The sequence below is a fragment of the Kocuria marina genome (genome assembly GCF_000786655.1).
Classification (GTDB): domain Bacteria; phylum Actinomycetota; class Actinomycetes; order Actinomycetales; family Micrococcaceae; genus Kocuria; species Kocuria marina_A.
Genome location: NZ_JROM01000021.1, coordinates 216,161 through 233,157, shown reverse-complemented (window position 1 = coordinate 233,157; position 16,997 = coordinate 216,161). Strand labels below are relative to the sequence as shown.

The window sequence follows — 16,997 nt, the reverse complement described above, 5'->3', positions numbered from 1 at the left end:
CCCGCGCACCGAGCGCCGGCGGACCGACGACCGGGGCTCAGGTGGCGCTCATGCGGCGAACATCGCGAGCATGATCGCGATGTAATGACAGACGAATCCGCCGATCGTGCACGCGTGGAAGACCTCGTGGAAGCTGAATGTCGCGGGGAGCAACCGGGGACGCTTGGTCGCGTAACACACCGCACCGGCGATGTAGAAGACGCCGCCGCAGATCAGCAGGACGGTCGCGGGGACGTTCACCGCGAAGAACGCCGGGAGGTACAGCAGGGCCAGGCACCCCATGATCACGTAGAGGGGCGTGTAGAGCCAGCGCGGTGCGCCCATCCAGAAGACGCGGAAGATCACGAGCAGTGCACCGATGGCCCAGATGACGCCCAGCAGGAGCGTGGCGCCCTCCACCGGGAGGAAGCTCACGGCCAGGGGCGTGTAGGTCCCCGCGATGATCAGGGCGATGTTCGAATGGTCCATCCGCCGCAGCACCGCGTTCATGCGGGTGCCCCAGTAGAAGCGGTGGTAGACCGCCGAGGTCCCGAACAGCATGATCGCGGTGATCGTGTAGACGAGACACGCGAGCCGCAGTTCCACCGTGGGTGCCACGATGATGGCCACCACGCCCAGCACCGCGGCCACGGGGCTGAACCCGGCATGGATCCAACCGCGCCACGACGGCTTCTTCTCCACCGTGAGGGGACCGTTACGCGTGTGACGCACGATCGTCACGGGGCCGGCAACGGTGCGTTTCTCGGTGCGTTCGTCGGACATGGTGGATACCACTGCCTCTCGTGGGTGCCCCGCGGACACGGGGCTCGGGGGTGCTACTGGAATGGGTCTGCCCTACGGGTAGTTTAGGGGTGTGAATCCGTGTGGACCGGGCCGACCCAGGGGAGGAATGACGCCGTGAAACTTCCCCGTGTCATGTATTCCTTCTACGAGCACCGTTTGGCGCGCACCCTCACGTCGGACGAGCTGCCGCATCACGTGGGTGTGCTCGTGGACGGCAACCGCAGGTGGGCGCGCCAGTTCGGGGCCACCACGGAGGAGGGCCATCGGGCGGGTGCCCGCAAGATCGTGGAGTTCCTGCGCTGGTGTCATGAGCTGGACATCCAGGTGGTCACCCTCTACATCCTTTCCACCGAGAACCTCAACCGCCCGCGCGAGGAGCTCACGGCCCTGCTGGAGATCATCACCAACCTCATGTGCGAGCTGCAGGAGGAGGGGATCTGCCGGATCCAGCCCGTGGGCGCGCTGGCGACCCTCCCGGAGAAGCTCCAGGAGCAACTGCTGTGCAGTGCGCAGCGCACGGTGGACAATCCCGGCCCGCACCTGAACATCGCCGTGGGCTACGGCGGGCGGCAGGAGATCGTGGACGCGGTGCGCGAGGTGCTCACGGACGCGGAGGCGCGCGGCGCGTCCCTGGCGCAGACCGCGCAGGAGCTCAGCGTCGAGGACATCTCCGCGCATCTCTACACCCGCGGCCAGCCCGATCCCGACCTGCTGATCCGCACCTCCGGGGAACAGCGACTCTCGGGCTTCCTCATGTGGCAATCCGCATACAGCGAGTTCTACTTCTGCGAAGCGCTGTGGCCGGACTTCCGCCGCGTGGACTTCCTGCGCGCGCTGCGCGATTACGCGCGCCGTCAACGCCGTTTCGGGGGCTGAGCCGGGTCTATCGGTCCGGTTCTCACGGACGGGGGCGACGACGCCGCTGCGCCCGGCCCGCGCGTCCGTGACGCGGGTGCCCAGCCCGCTGCGCGACCCCGCCACCGGGTTCCGTGGCCCGTCCCGTTCACGGGCCCGTGGCGGATGTTCATGCGGCGTTCACCGGTGGGGCGCGCCGCCCTCGATCGACCTCCCTAGCGTGAGAGGTGCCGGATACACCGGCCAAGGACTCCGCAGGGAAAGGGCCCCATGAGCATCGACACCCCCGTGACCCCCGTCCGATCCGGCGCGCTCGAGGAGGACGGCCCCGCGGCCGGTGTGCGCACGTACGTGATCGACACGTCCGTGCTGCTCTCGGACCCGCGCGCCGTGTTCCGCTTCGCCGAGCACCGCGTGGTGCTGCCCGTGGTGGTGATCACCGAGCTCGAGGCCAAGCGCCACGACCCGGAACTGGGGTACTTCGCGCGCAAGGCGCTGCGGTTGCTGGACGACCTGCGGGTGACCCACGGCGGCCTGGACCGGCCCGTGGACCTCGCGGACGGCGGGTGCCTCCAGGTGGAACTCAACCACGTCGCGGACACGGTGTTTCCCCAGAGTTTCCGGCTGCGGGACAACGATTCGCGCATCCTCAGCGTGACCGCGAACCTCTCCGGCGAGGGCCACGACGTGTGCGTGGTGTCCAAGGACCTGCCCATGCGGCTCAAGGCCTCCGCCCTGGGGCTCGCCCCGGAGGAGTACCGCGGCGAGTGGATCGGCGGTAACGACGCGTACACGGGCGTGGCGCACCTGGACGTCGCGGACGACGTCGTCTCCGCCCTCTACGCCGAGGGCCGCACGGAAGTGCCGGACGCCCGGGAGCTGCCCGTGAACACGGGGCTCGTGCTGCGCTCGTCCGCGGGCAGTGCGCTCGCCCGGACCGAACCGGACGGGCAGGCGCGCCTGGTCGCCGCGGACCGGGACGTGTTCGGCGTGCAGGGGCGCTCGGCCGAGCAGCGGTTGGCCATCGACCTGCTGACCGACCCCGCCGTGGGCATCGTCTCGCTGGGCGGTCGCGCGGGAACGGGCAAGTCCGCTCTCGCGCTGTGCGCCGGACTCGACGCCGTGCTCGAACGCCGGGAGCACCGCCGGATCATGGTGTTCCGTCCGCTCTACGCGGTGGGTGGTCAGGACCTGGGTTACCTCCCCGGCACCGAGGAGGAGAAGATGAACCCGTGGGGTCAGGCGGTCTTCGACACGCTGTCCTCCGTGGTCTCACCGGCGGTCGTGGACGACGTCGTGGTGCGCGGGATGCTCGAGGTCCTGCCCCTGACCCACATCCGCGGGCGTTCCCTGCACGACGCGTGGGTCATCGTGGACGAGGCGCAGTCGCTCGAACGCAACGTGCTGCTCACGGCACTGTCCCGGATCGGCCAGAATTCCAAGGTGGTGCTCACCCACGACGTGGCCCAGCGGGACAACCTGCGGGTGGGCCGCCACGACGGCATCATGGCTGTGGTCGAGGCGCTCAAGGGTCAGCGGCTGTTCGGGCACGTGAGCCTTACCCGCTCCGAGCGTTCACCCATCGCGGCACTCGTGACCGACCTGCTCGAGCGCCAGGACGTGTGACCCGACGGCGCGCGGGCCCGGGAGGGCGGCGTCGTCAGGTCCGAACCCGCGGCGGCGCTCCCGAATCCGTGGCGGCATCGTCATGTCCGACCGGGCCGCGCGCCCTCCGCATGTGACGAGCGCGGTCGTCCGAGAACCCGCCCGGCGCCGATCAGGGGTGGCGGCTCACGCGGGCAGCACGGGCCACGGGACGTGGCGTGAGACGTCCGTGAGGTTGAAGTCCTGCTGCGTGAACAGGTCGTCCAGCTGGTACTCGTCCACCGCTTCGATCACGAGTCGGTGGCCCTGACCCGCGTACGGCCCGCGGAGCACGTGGGAGTAGACGCAGACCCCGGTGGCGGTGTCCACGGCGATGCGCGTGGGGCCCGGGGCGAGCGGATGGTTCGCGGTCACGGGGCGGTAGCGCACGGTGGGTTCCACGGTCGCGCACCACACCCGGCGCTTGGCGAACGCCCCGGCCACCACCGAGGACAGCAATGACGGGCGCTGCTCCGGGAGGTACGGCGGGGTGGGCGCCGGGCCCACGCACTCCACGGGGTCCAGGATCGCCTGCCAACGCCCACCCCCGAAGATCGGGTCACCGTAGGCGGCCTCCGGGCGGCGGGCCACCAGACCGTCGTCGTCGTAGACCGGTGAGACGAGCGCGGGAGGCAGTAACCAGGAGCGGGACGTGTCCGAGACGTAGAAGTCGTCCCGAGAACGCTCCAGCGACGTGCTCGTGTACAACGGTGCACCCCGCAGCGTCTCCACGCGCAGATCGGACGGCCGGCGCAACCACACGCGCACGGGCTGCGCCGTGGCGTCAGGATCCTCGCTCACCCAGTACAGCGTGAACCGCAGCGTGTCCCAGCGCCACGGGGAGGACCGGCACAGCGCGGCGAAGGACTCCTCGGACACGGTCGATCGGGCGGGCCTGTTCTGCCAGGGAGCGATCATGGGCCCAGTCTACGAACCCATTCTCCACACGGCTCGCAATCCGTGACCCACACCACAGCGGGGTGTCTAGGATGAGTCCATGATCCCGCCCGACACGGCGGGCATCGGGGGGTTCGTGGGGGCGCACCTGCAGGAAGCCACGGTTGGCGCGCAGCTGGCCGCGGTGGCCTGCGCCCTGGCCGTCATGGTGCTCGCATGCACAGGAGTGTGGCTCGCCGCCACCGACATCCGATACCACCGCCTGCCGGGGCGGGTGGTGCGCCCGCTGTATCCCGTGACCGCCCTCCTGTTGGGCGCCTCCGCCGTCCTCGCCCACGACACCGTGCGCCTGTGGTGGATGCTGTGGGGTCTGCTCATCATGAAAGGACTCTTCCTGGCCCTGCGGTTAATCAACCCCGCCGGCATGGGAATGGGGGACGTGCGGCTCGCGGGGGTCCTGGGGCTGCTCACGGGATTCTCGTCCGTGACCCATACGGTGCTCGCGCTCGCGGCCACGTTCGTGCTGGCCGGGCTGTTCTGCGCCGTACTGCTGATCCTGCGCCGCGCCCGGGCGAGCAGTCGCATCCCCCTGGGGCCGTTCATGATCGTGGGAAGCTTGGGTGTCGTGGCGTTCCTGTGAACGCCGCCCGCGCAGTCGTACCCACCCAGGAGGAGACACCCGTGCCCGTTCCCGAGTTCATCGCCCACCTGCGCCGCAAGATCGATCACGACCTGTTGTGGGTGCCCGGGTGCACCGCCGTGGTCCTGCACGAGGGCCGGGTGCTGCTGGGGCGGCGCGCGGACAACGGGAACTGGGGACTGATCACCGGGATCGTGGAACCGGGGGAGGACCCCGGGGTCGCCGCGCGCCGCGAGTGCCTCGAGGAGACCGGCGTGGAGGTCACGGTGGACGACCTCGTGCGGGTCAAGGCCGGGGACGTCGTCGAATTCCCCAACGGGGACCGCTGCCAGTTCCTGGACCACACGTTCCTGTGCAGTTACGTCTCCGGCGAGGCGCGGGTGGCGGACGACGAGTCCCTCCAGGTGGGGTGGTACTCACTCGACGACCTGCCCCCGATGCCCGAGCACCAGGCGGAGCGCCTGCGAGCCGCGCTGGCGTTCACGGGCCGCACGGGCTTCGAGTGCTGACGTCACGGCCGCGCCGAAAGAACCGGGCACGTGAGACGCCCCGGCGGTGCACCCGGGGCGAGGGGGCGCGGAAGCAGATCACCCGCCCCTCCAGGGAGCCGTCGGGTACCGGTGGCTCAGGTCAGTTCGGCCTCCGTGGCCCGTCGTACCAGGCCGTAGCGGCGGCGGAACTCGCGCACACCGGCGTCGTCGGAGGGACGCAGCTCCCGGCTGGCGGAGCGTGACCACCGCGGGAACTCGCCCGGGGCCCACGCCTTCTGGCGGGCGGCGCCGAGCGCCACGTGCTCGCCGGTCTCCAGCACCGTCACGGGCATGCCGAGGGTGTCCGGGTAAACGCTGCACAGCGCCTCGGACTTCGCCCCTCCGCCGATCAGCAGGACGCGCTGGACCACGTCCACGCCGCGCAGGATATCCAGGCAGTCCGCCAGGGAGTCCGCCACGGACAGCACCGCGGAGCGCGCTAGGTTCTCGCGGGTCATCGACGCGCGCGTCATCCCGCCCAGCCGCCCGGAGGCGCTGGAGCGCGACGCTTGCCGAGACGACCATCCCAGCGATTGGAGTGTCCAGCTCGTGGCCGGACTCGTCAAGGAGGAGGCCGGAGACCTCGGCCACCTCTCCGGCCCGCGCCGCCGCCCAGGCCAGGTCCTCGCTCACACGCGGCCACACGGTCGAGGTGTCCGGCGACCACCCGCCGATGGCAAGCACGGCGACGTCGAGCGAGTCCGCCCGTCTCAGCGCTACGTCGATCTCGGGAGACTTCTTCAGGGCCGCGGCCTGGTCGACCACGAGGGGCGCCCACAGGGGCCACGCGGTGCGGCTGCGAAGCTCAGCGAACAGGCGCGGTGACTCTTTCTCCGTGGTGTCGTCCGTGCGCAGGGCACCGGCGAGCTGGACGATATCGTTGTGCGGCAGCTCGGGGAGGTGCTTTACCGCGTGCTGCAGGGCGCCGGACCAGGAGATTCCGAGGGTGTCCCCGTCCCGGGGCACCCGCGTAATCTCCCGGGCAACGGCCCGGCCCAGGGCGTCCCGGTCGGCGGGCCACTGGGTGGTCCCCACCGTGACGAGCGGCCGCAGACCGACTGCGCGGGCGAGTTGCTCATCGGGGCTCTCGAGGGGCACGGCGATCTCGATCCGCACGATCCCCGTGTCCTTCGCCTCCTGCAGCAGGGCGGGTCACCTAAAACCGGGAGAGCCCAGACCGCTTGCCCAGGGAGATTTTGGCGGCGCCCTCCACGAAGTAGCCGTGCGCCAGGTTGGCGAGCAGGTGCCGACGCCGGCCGGGGTCGGTGGGCGGCCAGGGGCCCTCGGCGGTCATGGGACACCGCCTCCAATCCTGACGGGAGCGAACAGGGTCACTGCTCCCGTGATCCTATATGGTCCGGGCCACACGCTTCCGGGGCCTCGCGGCACCCGGCGGCACCGGCGCGGTGTAATCCGGCTACGGCAATGGGGACCCGGTGGCAGCATGCCACCGGGTCCCCATCCGCGTGCGCCGTCGTGAGCGCGACGGCCGCGGGTCAGCCGCGCGGGATGTTGCGCAGGTTGGAGCGGGCCATGGAGACGGCCTCACCGACGCCGCGGTTGAGCACGATGCGGGACATCGCTGTGGCGAAGCCGAAGACCTGGTCCTTCTTGATCTCCGGGGGGATGGACAGGGCGTTGGGGTCGGTGATGACCTCCACCACGGACGGGCCCTGGTGGGCGAGTGCGGTGGTGAACGCGGACTCGAGGTCCTTGGGCTTCTCCACCCGGATGCCCTGCATGCCCATGGCGGTTGCGATCTGCGCGTAGTTCGCCTGGGGCACGTCCACGCCGAAGTCCGGTAGCCCGTCCACGAGCATCTCCAGCTTGACCATGCCCAGCGTGGAGTTGTTGAACACCACCACGGTCACGGGCAGGTTGTAGGTCGCCAGCGTCAGCAGCTCGCCCATGAGCATGGAGAGCCCGCCGTCGCCCGACATCGAGATGACCTGGCGTCCCGGATGGGCCAGCTGCGCGCCGATCGCCTGCGGCAGGGCGTTGGCCATGGACCCGTGCAGGTAGGAGCCCAGGATGCGACGAGTGCCGAGCGGGTTGATGTAGCGGGCGCTCCACACGTTGCACATACCGGTGTCCGCGGTGAACACGGCGTCCTCGGCGGCCACCTGGTCCAGGATGGACGCGGCGTACTCGGGGTGGATAGGCGTGATCTTCTCGACCTTGCGGGTGTACGCACCCACGGCCTTGTTCATGAGCTTGTCGTGCTTGGCCAGGGTCTTGTCCAGGAACGAGCGGTCGGACTTGACCGCGAGCTCGGGCAGCAGCTTGAGGATCGTGGATTTCACGTCACCGTGCACGGGGATGTCCACGCCGGTCCGGCGCCCGATCACGGTGGGATCGGTGTCCACCTGGATGGTGGTGACGTCCGGGAGGAACTGGTCGTACGGGAAGTCCGTGCCGAGCATGACCATCACGTCCGCGTCGTGCAGCCCCTCCGCTGCGGCGCCGTAGCCCAGCAGCCCGGTCATGCCCACGTCGAACGGGTTGTCGTACTGGATCTGGTCCTTGCCGCGCAGCGAGTGGCCCACGGGCGCCTTCAAGGTGTCTGCGAGGGCAATCACCTCGTCATGGGCGCCAGCCACGCCGATGCCCGCGAAGATCGCGACCTTCTTGGCCGAGTTCAGGGCCTGTGCCATGCGCTCGACCGTCTCGTCTGAGGGGACCACGGCGCTCGGTGCCGGCACGGCGAACGGGCGGGCTTCTACGGCGGCGTCAGAGTCCGCGAGATCGCCCGGCAGCGTGACCACGGAGACGCCCGGGCTGGTGACGGCGAACTGGATCGCGGAGCTCACCACGGCGGGGCACTGCTGCGGGGTGCTCACCAGCTCCGAGTACACGGAGCACTCGGTGAAGATCCGGTCCGGGTGGGTCTCCTGGAAGTACTCGGAGCCGATGTACTGCGAGGGGATGTGGGAGGCGATCGCCAGTACGGGCGCACCGGAGCGGTTGGCGTCGTAGAGCCCGTTGATCAGGTGCAGGTTGCCCGGCCCGCAGGAGCCCGCGCACACGGCGAGCTTGCCGGTCAGCTGAGCCTCGGCGCTCGCTGCGAACGCACCGGCCTCCTCGTGGCGCACGTGCACCCAGTCGATCCCACCCTTGGCGGAGCCGCCGGTGCGGCGCACGGCGTCCACGATGGGGTTCAGGCTATCGCCCACCACGCCGTAGATCCGTTCCACACCTGCTTCCACTAGCTGCTGGACGATCTGCTCTGCAAGTTTCACACTGTCTCCTCGGGGGAATGGCCCGCCGCGGGAGCACCCGGGCTGGCATCACGAATGTCTCTGTCATCCAGGGTAGCCCCGGGTCCTTGCGGTCAAAGAGATCTGTGGGCAACGGAACACCGGTGCGTGCGGTGTCCCACGAGGGCCCCGCGGCCGCTCGGTCCCGCGCCGCCGCGCGATCGCCCCGCACGTGACATGATGGAGCCCGTGAGCATTCGCACACCCACCCCGTCCGATCGTGAGCCCACCGTGTCCCATGCGGGGACCACGGCGCCGCAGTTCCACGTGCATCTGAGCGGCCGCGGGAACGCGGGAGCGCCTCGGGCTCTGTCGCGCATCAGCGGGGCGGTGGGGGAACACCCGGGTGCGGGTGCTCGAACCGTGGCACGGGCGCAGCGTTCCTGCGCCGTGGCCGGCGCCACCGGGGTCTCCCGGTGCGCGGCCTCCTCACCCCGGAAGGCGTGACCTTCCGTAGGACCTCCCCGACCGCTCGGCGGTCAGGAGGTCCCCGCCGCGACGAAGAACTCGGCCACCCGGTGAACGGGTGGCCGAGTTCTGCCGTTGACGGGGTGACGCGAGCACGCCCCTGTTTCCCGGGGCGCTCACCGGGGGCCGGTGAGTGCCATACGGGACGAGCGGATCAGTGCTTGCCGGTCATCGTGGTGACGTCCAGGGCCTTGTCCAGCTGCTCCTCGGTGAGCTTCTCGCCGTCCACGTAGCCGAGCTCGATGGTGGCCTCGCGCACGGTGACCTTGTTGGCCACGGCGTGCTTGGCGATCTTCGCGGCGGCTTCGTAGCCGATGGCCTTGTTCAGCGGGGTCACGATCGAGGGGGAGGCCTCGGCCAGGAAGCGGCAGCGATCCTCGTTGGCCTGCAGTCCGTCCACCATCTTCTCCGCGGCCACGCGGGAGGAGTTGGCGAGCAGACGGATGGACTCGAGCAGGTTCGCGGCCATCACAGGGATGCCCACGTTCAGCTCGAACGCGCCGTTGGTGGAGGACAGCGCCACGGTGGTGTCGTTGCCGATCACCTGGGCGGCCACCTGGATGGTTGCTTCGCAGATCACGGGGTTGACCTTGCCCGGCATGATCGAGGATCCCGGCTGCAGGTCGGGGATGTGCAGCTCGCCCAGGCCCGTGTTCGGCCCGGAACCCATCCAGCGGATGTCGTTCATGATCTTCATGTACGAGTACGCGATGTTGCGCAGCTGTCCTGAGGCCTCCACCAGCCCGTCGCGGTTGGCCTGCGCCTCGAAGTGGTTGCGGGCCTCGGTCACCGGCAGCCCGGTCTCCTCGGACAGCAGTTCGATCACGCGCGCGGAGAACCCGTCCGGGGTGTTGATCCCGGTACCCACGGCCGTGCCGCCCAGCGGCACCTCGGCCACGCGCGGCAGGGACGCGTCGATGCGCTCGATGCCGTAGCGCACCTGGGCGGCCCAGCCGCCGAACTCCTGACCCAGGGTCACGGGGGTCGCGTCCATGAGGTGCGTGCGCCCGGACTTCACGACGTCCTTGAACTCCGAGGCCTTCTTCTCCAGGGAGATCGCGAGCACGTCCATGGCCGGCTTGAGGTCGTTGATCAGCGCGTTGGTCACGGCCACGTGCACCGAGGTGGGGAACACGTCGTTGGAGGACTGGGACGCGTTGACGTGGTCGTTGGGGTGGACCTCCACGCCCTCGGACTCGAGGGAGCGCGTGGCCAGGGTCGCGAGCACCTCGTTAGTGTTCATGTTGGAGGAGGTCCCCGAGCCGGTCTGGAAGACGTCGATCGGGAAGTGCTCGTCGTACTGGCCAGAGGCCACGGCGTCCGCGGCGTCGCGGATGGCCTGGGCGCGCTGGGCGTCGAGGACACCCAGTTCCTCGTTGGCCGTGGCGGCGGCCTTCTTCACCTGCGCGAGCGCCTTGATGTGCTCGCGTTCCAGAGTGGTGCCGGAGATCGGGAAGTTCTCCACGGCGCGCTGGGTCTGGGCTCGGTAGAGCGCGTTCTTGGGGACGCGGACCTCACCCATGGTGTCGTGTTCGATGCGGTACTCGGTGTTTTCTGCCATGGCCCACAGTTTAGGCCCACGGCCCCGTCGTCAGCCTTCGCGGTCGCCGTACTACCGCGGTGCGGAGGGCGACGACGCCGTGTGCACGGGAGCGCGCGGCGTCGTCGTCATTCAGCAGGGCATGGGAGGTGAGATCCGGGAGGGGGACTCACGCGTCCCGGAACGCCGGGTCGTTGCTGTAGACGAGGTCCGCCTGGCCGTCCGAGAGGTGGTAGAACACGCCGATCACGGCGGCTTCGCCCCGGGAGACCGCGCCGGAGATCGCCGCGGACTGGTCGAGCATGCGCGCCGCGGTCTGCTTGGTATGCTCCACGACCATGTCCTGTAGGTCCGTGTGGCCCTGCCTCCGGGCCTCGAGCACCGACGGCGTGATGCGCTCCACGAGGTCCCGCTGGAAACCGCGGGGCAGTTCCCCGGATTCCACGGAGGCCTTGGTCGCGGTCACGGCGCCGCACGAGTCGTGGCCGAGCACCATGATCAGCGGCGTGCCGAGGACCTCGATCGCGTACTCGAGCGTGCCCAGGACGGCGTTGTCGATCACCTGGCCCGCGGTGCGGATCACGAAGGCGTCGCCGAGCCCGAGATCGAAGATGATCTCCGCGGCCAGGCGGGAGTCGGAGCACCCGAAGATCACCGCGAACGGCTTCTGGGATTGCGCGAGGTCCTTGCGGCGCTGGGCGTCCTGGTGGGGGTGCAGGGTGTCACCCGAGATGAACCGGGCGTTGCCCTCCCGCAGTTTCCGCCAGGCCCCCAACGGGGTGCGGGGTGTGTTCTCCACGGCAGACGGCTGAGTGCTCACGCTGATCTCCAAATCTCGAAGGCACGACGGCTGGGCCGGGTCGGCTCGCTCGGGTCCTAGACTAGCCCCGGTTCCGGGACCTCGGTTCGACGACGTCGCTGCGCCCGGTCCCGCTGCCCGGCGTCACTGCCCGGACACGGCCCCCGCGACGTGCTCGAACTCGGCGCTCGGGGCCTGGCCGCTGAGCACCACCGTGGAGTCCTTGAGCTCACCGACCCACGCGGTGAACTCGTCCTGCTTGCCCGACGCGTCACGGTGATGGATCTGCCATGTGATCCCATTGACCGTGCGCTCGTCCGTGGGCGGGATCAGCTGGGTGCGCTGCGCGAGCCACGTGGGATTGGATCGGGCGGTCTGCGCCATGTCCACCAGGTGGTAACCGGGGGAGAGGAAACCCACGTTCCACAGGGGGACGCCGTCCTGGGACTGCGCCTCCCAGCGCGCGTAGTTGGCGCTCCACCCGTCCCCCAACGCCGGGGCCGCGGGGGTGAACGGGGCCTGGTCACCCGCAAAGCGCGCCTCCTCGCTCACGTCCACGTGTGCTCGGTAGGGCTGGGCATCGGGCTTGGGCTGCAACCACAAAAACGGCAACAACAGGAGAATGAGCACGAGCATGGAGATGACCATGCCGCGGATGGGTGCGTTGATCCGCGAGGCCTGCTTGCGGGTGAGCTGCGGGACCGGCGCCTGGTCCGCATCCGGGGTGGCGGCGTCGTCGGCCGCGGCGGAAGCGGGCGCGGCGGGACCGCCCGCGGTGGGGTCGGGTACGGCGGAGGCGGGCGCGGCGTGCGCGTCGCGGGGATCGGGGGAGGACCCGGCACCGGGACCGGAAGCGGAAGAACTCACGGACCCATTGTGCCGTGCTCCCGGGGACCGGCCCAATCCTGAGAACCCGGGGATATGCTGGACGTACGTGTCATGGTGGTGCCGCCGGGGCCCGGCAGGCGGCCACCGGGGCGACCCGAAACTCGAATGTGAGGAACAACGTGGCAGAAGCGACCCAGCAGAGCAGAGCGGGCAATGTGGCGGACCGGAATTTGGCCTTGGAACTGGTGCGGGTCACGGAGGCCGCCGCGATCGCGGGTGGCCACTGGGTGGGCGCCGGTGACAAGAACAGCGCGGACGGCGCGGCCGTGGACGCCATGCGTTCGTTCCTCTCCACCGTGGACTTCAACGGCACCGTGGTGATCGGCGAGGGCGAGAAGGACGAGGCCCCCATGCTGTTCAACGGCGAACAGCTGGGCGACGGCAAGGGCCCGGCTTCGGACGTCGCCGTGGACCCCATCGACGGCACCCGGCTCACGGCTCTCGGCATGAACAACGCGCTAGCCGTGATCGCCGTGGCGGACGGCGGCTCCATGTTCGACCCCTCCGCGGTGTTCTACATGGACAAGCTCGTGGTGGGCCCCGAGGCCGCCGATCTCGTGGACCTGCGCCTGCCCGTCAAGCAGAACGTGCACCTCGTGGCCAAGGCCAAGGGTGTCAAGGCCAACCAGGTCACCGTGTGCGTCCTGGACCGCCCCCGCCACCAGGGCCTCGTGGACGAGATCCGCGCGACCGGTGCCCGCACCCGCATGATCCTCGACGGGGACGTCGCCGGGGCGATCGCCGCGTGCCGTGAGGGCACCGGCGTGGACATCATGATGGGCATCGGCGGCACGCCCGAGGGCATCGTGACCGCGTGCGCCGTCAAGGCCACCGGCGGTGTGATCCAGGGCCGGCTGGCCCCCACGGACGACGCCGAGCGGGAGAAGGCCGCCGCCGCAGGACTCGACGTGGATCGGATCCTCACCACGGACGAGCTCGTGACGTCCGACAACTGCTTCTTCGCCGCCACGGGCATCACCGACGGCGACCTGCTGCGCGGTGTGCGCTACCGCGGGCGCACCATCACTACCCAGTCCATCGTGATGCGTTCGCGTTCGGGCACGGTGCGCATGGTCGAGGCCGAGCACCTGGCCAAGAAGTGGGAGAAGTACGAGCGCAACCAGGGCTGATCCCCGACACTCTCTACACACCGCGCGCGTGTTCACCCCGGTCGGGGAGGGCACGCGCGCGGTATGTGCCCGGCTATGCTGGAACGCGTTGTGGGCTTGAGGAGAGGAAACCCCGTGGCGCTGAGCGTGACCCCCTGCGGAAATCGGAAGACCTGGGACGCCCGGGTCCGTGTCACGGGCGGACACCCCGAACTGCTGTGGGGCATCGGTGACGCCGAGGCCCTGACCGCCCAGGACGCCAGGGTCGAACGCGTGGCCGTGGACCGGGGTCAGCAGACCGTGGGCTACAGCCAGTTGGTGATCCTGCGGGAGGACCTGCACACGGTCGTGGACGCCCGGTCCCTGCACGTCAAGGATCCGCGTCACCTCACGGAGGTCCTGGCCGCGTTGCAGGACCACGCCCGCACGGCACACGAGGCCGCCGTGTTACGGGTGAGCCCGGACACCGACGCCACCCCCGAACTCACCGAGCTGCTCACCGGCGCGGGCTACCGCCGCGCGGACAAGCCCCGCAAGGGGGAGGCCGGACCTCGTCACCTCGTCGTGCGACTGGGCGAGACCGAGGGTGAGCTGTCCAAGAGGTTGTCGGACGACACCCTCCAGCGTTGCCGCGCCGGGCTGCGCGATTCCGGGGTGCGGGTGCGCCGGGTGCACGCCTCGGACCGCGACCTGTCCAACGTGGGCCTGCGCAGCGAGTACATCCGCGAACTGTTACGCGCCGTGGGGGAGAACTCCGTGTTCCTCGTGGCCACCGAACACCTCGAGCACGGGACGGAGACCGCCCTGGGGTACCTGTGGTTCGTGCACACCGGGGAATCCGCCATGATCTACCGGCTGGGCTTCACCGATCGCGCCCGCCAGCTGGGCGTGGACGACGCCCTCCTGCTCACGGGCCTGGTCCAACTGCAGCAGCGCCAGGTGCACAAGGTGCTCGCGGGGGACCCCGACCGGCCCTCACAACCCATGGTGCTGCGCGAGCTCGCGACCGAGGAGCACGAGGCCCCCGGCACGTGGGAGTACCCGCTGCTCGGCGAGTTCCAGGTGGCCGGCCGCGTGGAAAAGACCAGGCGCCGCTTCCTGGGCAGGCGCCCGAAGGACACGGCCCCCGACGACCTCTTACCGGAGCAGCCCGCGGTCCGCGACGACGCCGCCGCCCCGGCCCGGGCGACGTCGCCCGCGGCACCCGAGCCGACACGGTCCCGCAGCGCGGCCTCCGAGGCGGCCAGCCTCGAGACCGCGACCCCCGAGGCCGCAGCTCCCCGGAGCACGTCGTCCGGGTTCGGGTTCTCCGATGACCGGCCCACCGCACGGACCGACGGGTACGACGCCGCTCCGCCGTCCCGGGCGACCCCCGGGGTGGACGCCGACCCGGATCTGGTGCGCTCCGCGGACGCGGCCCCGGGTGGCGCACAGCCTGAGTCCGACGCGGCTCGCTCAGCACATGCATCACGCGGCGGGAGGATCGCCGGCCTGCTTCCGGGTCCGTTGGCACGCCGCAAGCGGACCGCGCCGTCCGACGCCACCCCGTCCAGCGGGACTCCATCCGCCGGGACCCCGACCACCGGCGCCCCGGCCACGGACCGGAACACACGGGTCGATTCGTGGCGGCAGAGCGCCGCGGCGGGGCTGGTGCGTCGCGCCGTGGAGGAGGGCCGGGCAGCCGTCCGCGATGCCGCCCGTTGGTGAACGGGTCGTGACCCGCGGCGCACGCTGTCGACGGCGCGGACGACGCCTACGAGCCGAGGCATGCGGTGCATGGAGGGGCATGCCTCGTCGCGTGGCGCGGTCGGGACGATCGTTGCCCGCCCGGGGCGGGACTACTTCCGGCCCGAGACCACGTTCGCGGCACGCGCGACGAGCGACCGCGGCAGCACACCCGTGAGCGCGTCCATGAGGTAGTAGGCCCGCGGGAACACGAGTCGGGAACGCTTCTTGTCGAGTGCCATGAGCGTGGCGGCCACGAGGTCGTCAGGATTCGCGGAGCGCCCCAGCTCGATGGCCTGCGCATTGGCGACCGTGAAGAACTGGGTGTCCACGGGACCGGGGTTCACGCTCAACACGTGGACGCCGTGCTTGCGGGCCTCCACACCCACGGCGAGGCTGAACCGGTCCACGAAAGCCTTGGACGCGCTGTACGTGGCCATGGACGGCAGGGGCTGGAAGCTCGCCACGGACGCGATGTTCACGATCGCGCCGTGCCCCGCGGCGGTCATGGCACCCAGGGCGGTGTGGGTCAGCGTCATGAGGGCCCGGACGTTGACCGTGAGCTCCTCGATCTCGTGGTCCAGGTCCAGGTGGGCGAACTCACCGTGACTGCCGAAGCCCGCGTTGTTGATCAGCAGGTCCACGGGGTTGCGTTCCAGCACGTGCACGAGGGTGTCGATCCCCTCGGTGGTCCCGAGGTCCGCGACCACGATCTGCGCGGTGCCGCCCGTGACGGTCTGGGACAGTTCCGTGAGCTTCTCGGTGCTGCGGCCCGTGAGGATCAGGCCGTAGCCGCGCTCGTGCAGGGCGTGGGTGAAGGAACGTCCGATGCCACCGGTGGCACCCGTGATCAGGGCTGTGTGAGTCATGCGCCCACCCTACGCTCGCGCAGGGTGCGCAGTTTGCCCCGGGCCGCCCCGAGGGTCTCACGGCCCGCACGCACCGCGCCGTAGGCGGTGTAGCCCGCGCGGGAGACCGGCAGGTCCCACGTCCCCGGATAGGACACGGGCTCGCCGCCGAAGGACTTCTTGAAGGACGTGAAGCCGTACCACTCGTGTTCGGGACCCGCGCCCTCGGGAGCGGTGCCGAAGAGGTCGAACCACGTGAGCCCCTTCTCCTTGGCGTCCATGATCATGGTCACCACGAGCGGGATCCCCGCCGAGAGCTTGCGATGGGTCTGGTCCGTGGCCGCGTGCGCGTAGGTGCGGGTGTCATCGGAGTCGTACACGAGCGAGGCCGCGATCGGCTCGCCGTCCAGCTTCGCGAGGTAGAGGCTCGCGGCACCCGCGGGCATGAGCGATTCCGCGACGGCCTGCAGGTAATCGTCGTGCTGCCGGTTGAAGTTGCGCCGCTTGGCGGTCGCGTCCAGGAAGGTCAGCAGGTACCGCACGTCCGCGGGATCCTCGGAGCGCTCGATGCTCACGCCCTTCTTGTGGATGTTGCGGTAGAGGTTGCGGTTGGTGGACTTCATGTCCTTGAGCAGGTCCTTGGCGTCCTTGCGCAGGTCGATCAGCTGGGTGTGTCCCGGCTGCACCTGGCGCGGCGCGAGCTTCATGCCGCGTCGCTTGAGCGATGCCTCCGGGGTCTCCAGGCCGTCCACGGGATGACCGTTGATGGGTTCCACGCGCACGAACCAGCACCGGTGCGCCTCGGCCTGCGCCGTGAGGTCCGCCAGAGCGGCGTCGAACGCGTGCGGGGAGTCCGCTTCGGGGCCGTACGGGCAGTACAGGTACCGTCCGGTGCGCCCGCCCTCGACGGTCGCGAGGTACCGCCAGCCCGGCCCGTTCGCCTGGATCACGCGGTGTCCGATGCTTTGCTGAAACCGTGCCCATTCGGGGGACTGCAGGATGTTCGCCACGCCC

Annotated in this window: 15 protein-coding genes and 1 pseudogene; 6 read left to right on the top strand and 10 right to left on the bottom strand. The window is 70.1% G+C overall.

The window, feature by feature from the left end:
* Nucleotides 1-48: 48 nt before the first annotated feature.
* The gene (trhA, locus tag AS25_RS06820) at nt 49-762 is read right to left on the bottom strand and encodes a PAQR family membrane homeostasis protein TrhA (protein WP_035963938.1); all 714 of its coding nucleotides are present in this window, start codon (nt 760-762) and stop codon (nt 49-51) included.
* 135 nt (nt 763-897) lie between these two features.
* On the opposite strand from trhA, the gene AS25_RS06815 reads away from it, so the two are divergent.
* Together AS25_RS06815 and phoH2 are read left to right on the top strand one after the other, a co-directional pair.
* Complete coding sequence (locus AS25_RS06815) at nt 898-1,659, top strand: isoprenyl transferase (RefSeq protein WP_035963689.1); 762 nt, start codon at nt 898-900, stop codon at nt 1,657-1,659.
* A gap of 249 nt (nt 1,660-1,908) precedes the next feature.
* Nucleotides 1,909-3,264, top strand: a complete 1,356-nt coding sequence (gene phoH2, locus AS25_RS06810; RefSeq protein WP_084118056.1) for an RNA 5'-3' helicase PhoH2 — start codon at nt 1,909-1,911, stop codon at nt 3,262-3,264.
* Nucleotides 3,265-3,429: 165 nt separating this feature from the next.
* Here the strand turns inward: phoH2 and AS25_RS06805 are convergent, their stop codons facing one another.
* Nucleotides 3,430-4,200, bottom strand: coding sequence for a hypothetical protein (locus AS25_RS06805; protein ID WP_052160779.1), 771 nt, complete (start codon nt 4,198-4,200; stop codon nt 3,430-3,432).
* 79 nt (nt 4,201-4,279) lie between these two features.
* Here AS25_RS06805 and AS25_RS06800 point away from each other — a divergent pair, with 79 nt between their 5' ends.
* Complete coding sequence (locus AS25_RS06800) at nt 4,280-4,819, top strand: prepilin peptidase (protein ID WP_035963687.1); 540 nt, start codon at nt 4,280-4,282, stop codon at nt 4,817-4,819.
* Nucleotides 4,820-4,860: 41 nt separating this feature from the next.
* Complete coding sequence (locus AS25_RS06795) at nt 4,861-5,328, top strand: NUDIX hydrolase (protein ID WP_035963934.1); 468 nt, start codon at nt 4,861-4,863, stop codon at nt 5,326-5,328.
* A 116-nt stretch (nt 5,329-5,444) separates the two neighbouring features.
* On the opposite strand, the gene AS25_RS06790 is transcribed toward AS25_RS06795, so the two are convergent.
* The 6 genes and pseudogenes from AS25_RS06790 to AS25_RS06770 all read right to left on the bottom strand — a co-directional run bounded on the left by AS25_RS06790 (nt 5,445) and on the right by AS25_RS06770 (nt 12,280).
* On the bottom strand, nt 5,445-5,822 hold the full coding sequence (locus AS25_RS06790; RefSeq protein ID WP_084118055.1) for an FGGY-family carbohydrate kinase: 378 nt from the start codon (nt 5,820-5,822) through the stop codon (nt 5,445-5,447).
* Nucleotides 5,818-6,384: pseudogene (locus AS25_RS15490) on the bottom strand (sugar-binding domain-containing protein); the annotation flags it as partial. The gene AS25_RS06790 and the pseudogene AS25_RS15490, both read right to left, overlap by 5 nt.
* Nucleotides 6,385-6,845: 461 nt before the next feature.
* A complete protein-coding gene (locus AS25_RS06785; RefSeq protein ID WP_035963683.1) occupies nt 6,846-8,588 on the bottom strand; it encodes a pyruvate dehydrogenase in 1,743 nt (580 codons plus the stop codon).
* Between the two features lie 640 nt (nt 8,589-9,228).
* Nucleotides 9,229-10,635, bottom strand: coding sequence for a class II fumarate hydratase (locus AS25_RS06780; protein ID WP_035963681.1), 1,407 nt, complete (start codon nt 10,633-10,635; stop codon nt 9,229-9,231).
* 148 nt (nt 10,636-10,783) lie between these two features.
* Nucleotides 10,784-11,434 (bottom strand): carbonic anhydrase, encoded by a 651-nt coding sequence (locus AS25_RS06775; RefSeq protein ID WP_084118074.1) that lies wholly within the window; start codon nt 11,432-11,434, stop codon nt 10,784-10,786.
* A 123-nt stretch (nt 11,435-11,557) separates the two neighbouring features.
* Nucleotides 11,558-12,280, bottom strand: coding sequence for a DUF4245 domain-containing protein (locus tag AS25_RS06770; protein ID WP_035963677.1), 723 nt, complete (start codon nt 12,278-12,280; stop codon nt 11,558-11,560).
* A gap of 140 nt (nt 12,281-12,420) precedes the next feature.
* Between AS25_RS06770 and glpX the strand changes: the two genes are divergently transcribed.
* Nucleotides 12,421-13,431, top strand: coding sequence for a class II fructose-bisphosphatase (gene glpX, locus AS25_RS06765; RefSeq protein ID WP_035963676.1), 1,011 nt, complete (start codon nt 12,421-12,423; stop codon nt 13,429-13,431).
* A gap of 114 nt (nt 13,432-13,545) precedes the next feature.
* Nucleotides 13,546-15,117 carry a hypothetical protein gene (locus AS25_RS06760; RefSeq protein WP_035963674.1) on the top strand — a complete coding sequence of 524 codons (1,572 nt, stop codon included), beginning with the start codon at nt 13,546-13,548 and terminating at the stop codon, nt 15,115-15,117.
* Between the two features lie 131 nt (nt 15,118-15,248).
* On the opposite strand, the gene AS25_RS06755 is transcribed toward AS25_RS06760, so the two are convergent.
* Both AS25_RS06755 and AS25_RS06750 read right to left on the bottom strand, forming a co-directional pair.
* A complete protein-coding gene (locus AS25_RS06755) occupies nt 15,249-16,004 on the bottom strand; it encodes an SDR family NAD(P)-dependent oxidoreductase (protein WP_035963672.1) in 756 nt (251 codons plus the stop codon).
* A complete protein-coding gene (locus tag AS25_RS06750) occupies nt 16,001-16,993 on the bottom strand; it encodes a lipid II:glycine glycyltransferase FemX (protein WP_035963670.1) in 993 nt (330 codons plus the stop codon). The genes AS25_RS06755 and AS25_RS06750 overlap by 4 nt, the downstream gene beginning before the upstream one ends.
* Nucleotides 16,994-16,997: the final 4 nt, after the last annotated feature.

Excerpts from the sequence above, each read along its gene's own strand:
- AS25_RS06755 (WP_035963672.1), bottom strand. The coding sequence starts at position 16,004 with ATGACTCACACAGCCCTGATCACGGGTGCCACCGGTGGCATCGGACGT.
- phoH2 (WP_084118056.1), top strand. The coding sequence starts at position 1,909 with ATGAGCATCGACACCCCCGTGACCCCCGTCCGATCCGGCGCGCTCGAG.
- AS25_RS06790 (WP_084118055.1), bottom strand. The coding sequence starts at position 5,822 with ATGACGCGCGCGTCGATGACCCGCGAGAACCTAGCGCGCTCCGCGGTG.
- AS25_RS06805 (WP_052160779.1), bottom strand. The coding sequence starts at position 4,200 with ATGATCGCTCCCTGGCAGAACAGGCCCGCCCGATCGACCGTGTCCGAG.
- AS25_RS06780 (WP_035963681.1), bottom strand. The coding sequence starts at position 10,635 with ATGGCAGAAAACACCGAGTACCGCATCGAACACGACACCATGGGTGAG.
- trhA (WP_035963938.1), bottom strand. The coding sequence starts at position 762 with ATGTCCGACGAACGCACCGAGAAACGCACCGTTGCCGGCCCCGTGACG.
- AS25_RS06800 (WP_035963687.1), top strand. The coding sequence starts at position 4,280 with ATGATCCCGCCCGACACGGCGGGCATCGGGGGGTTCGTGGGGGCGCAC.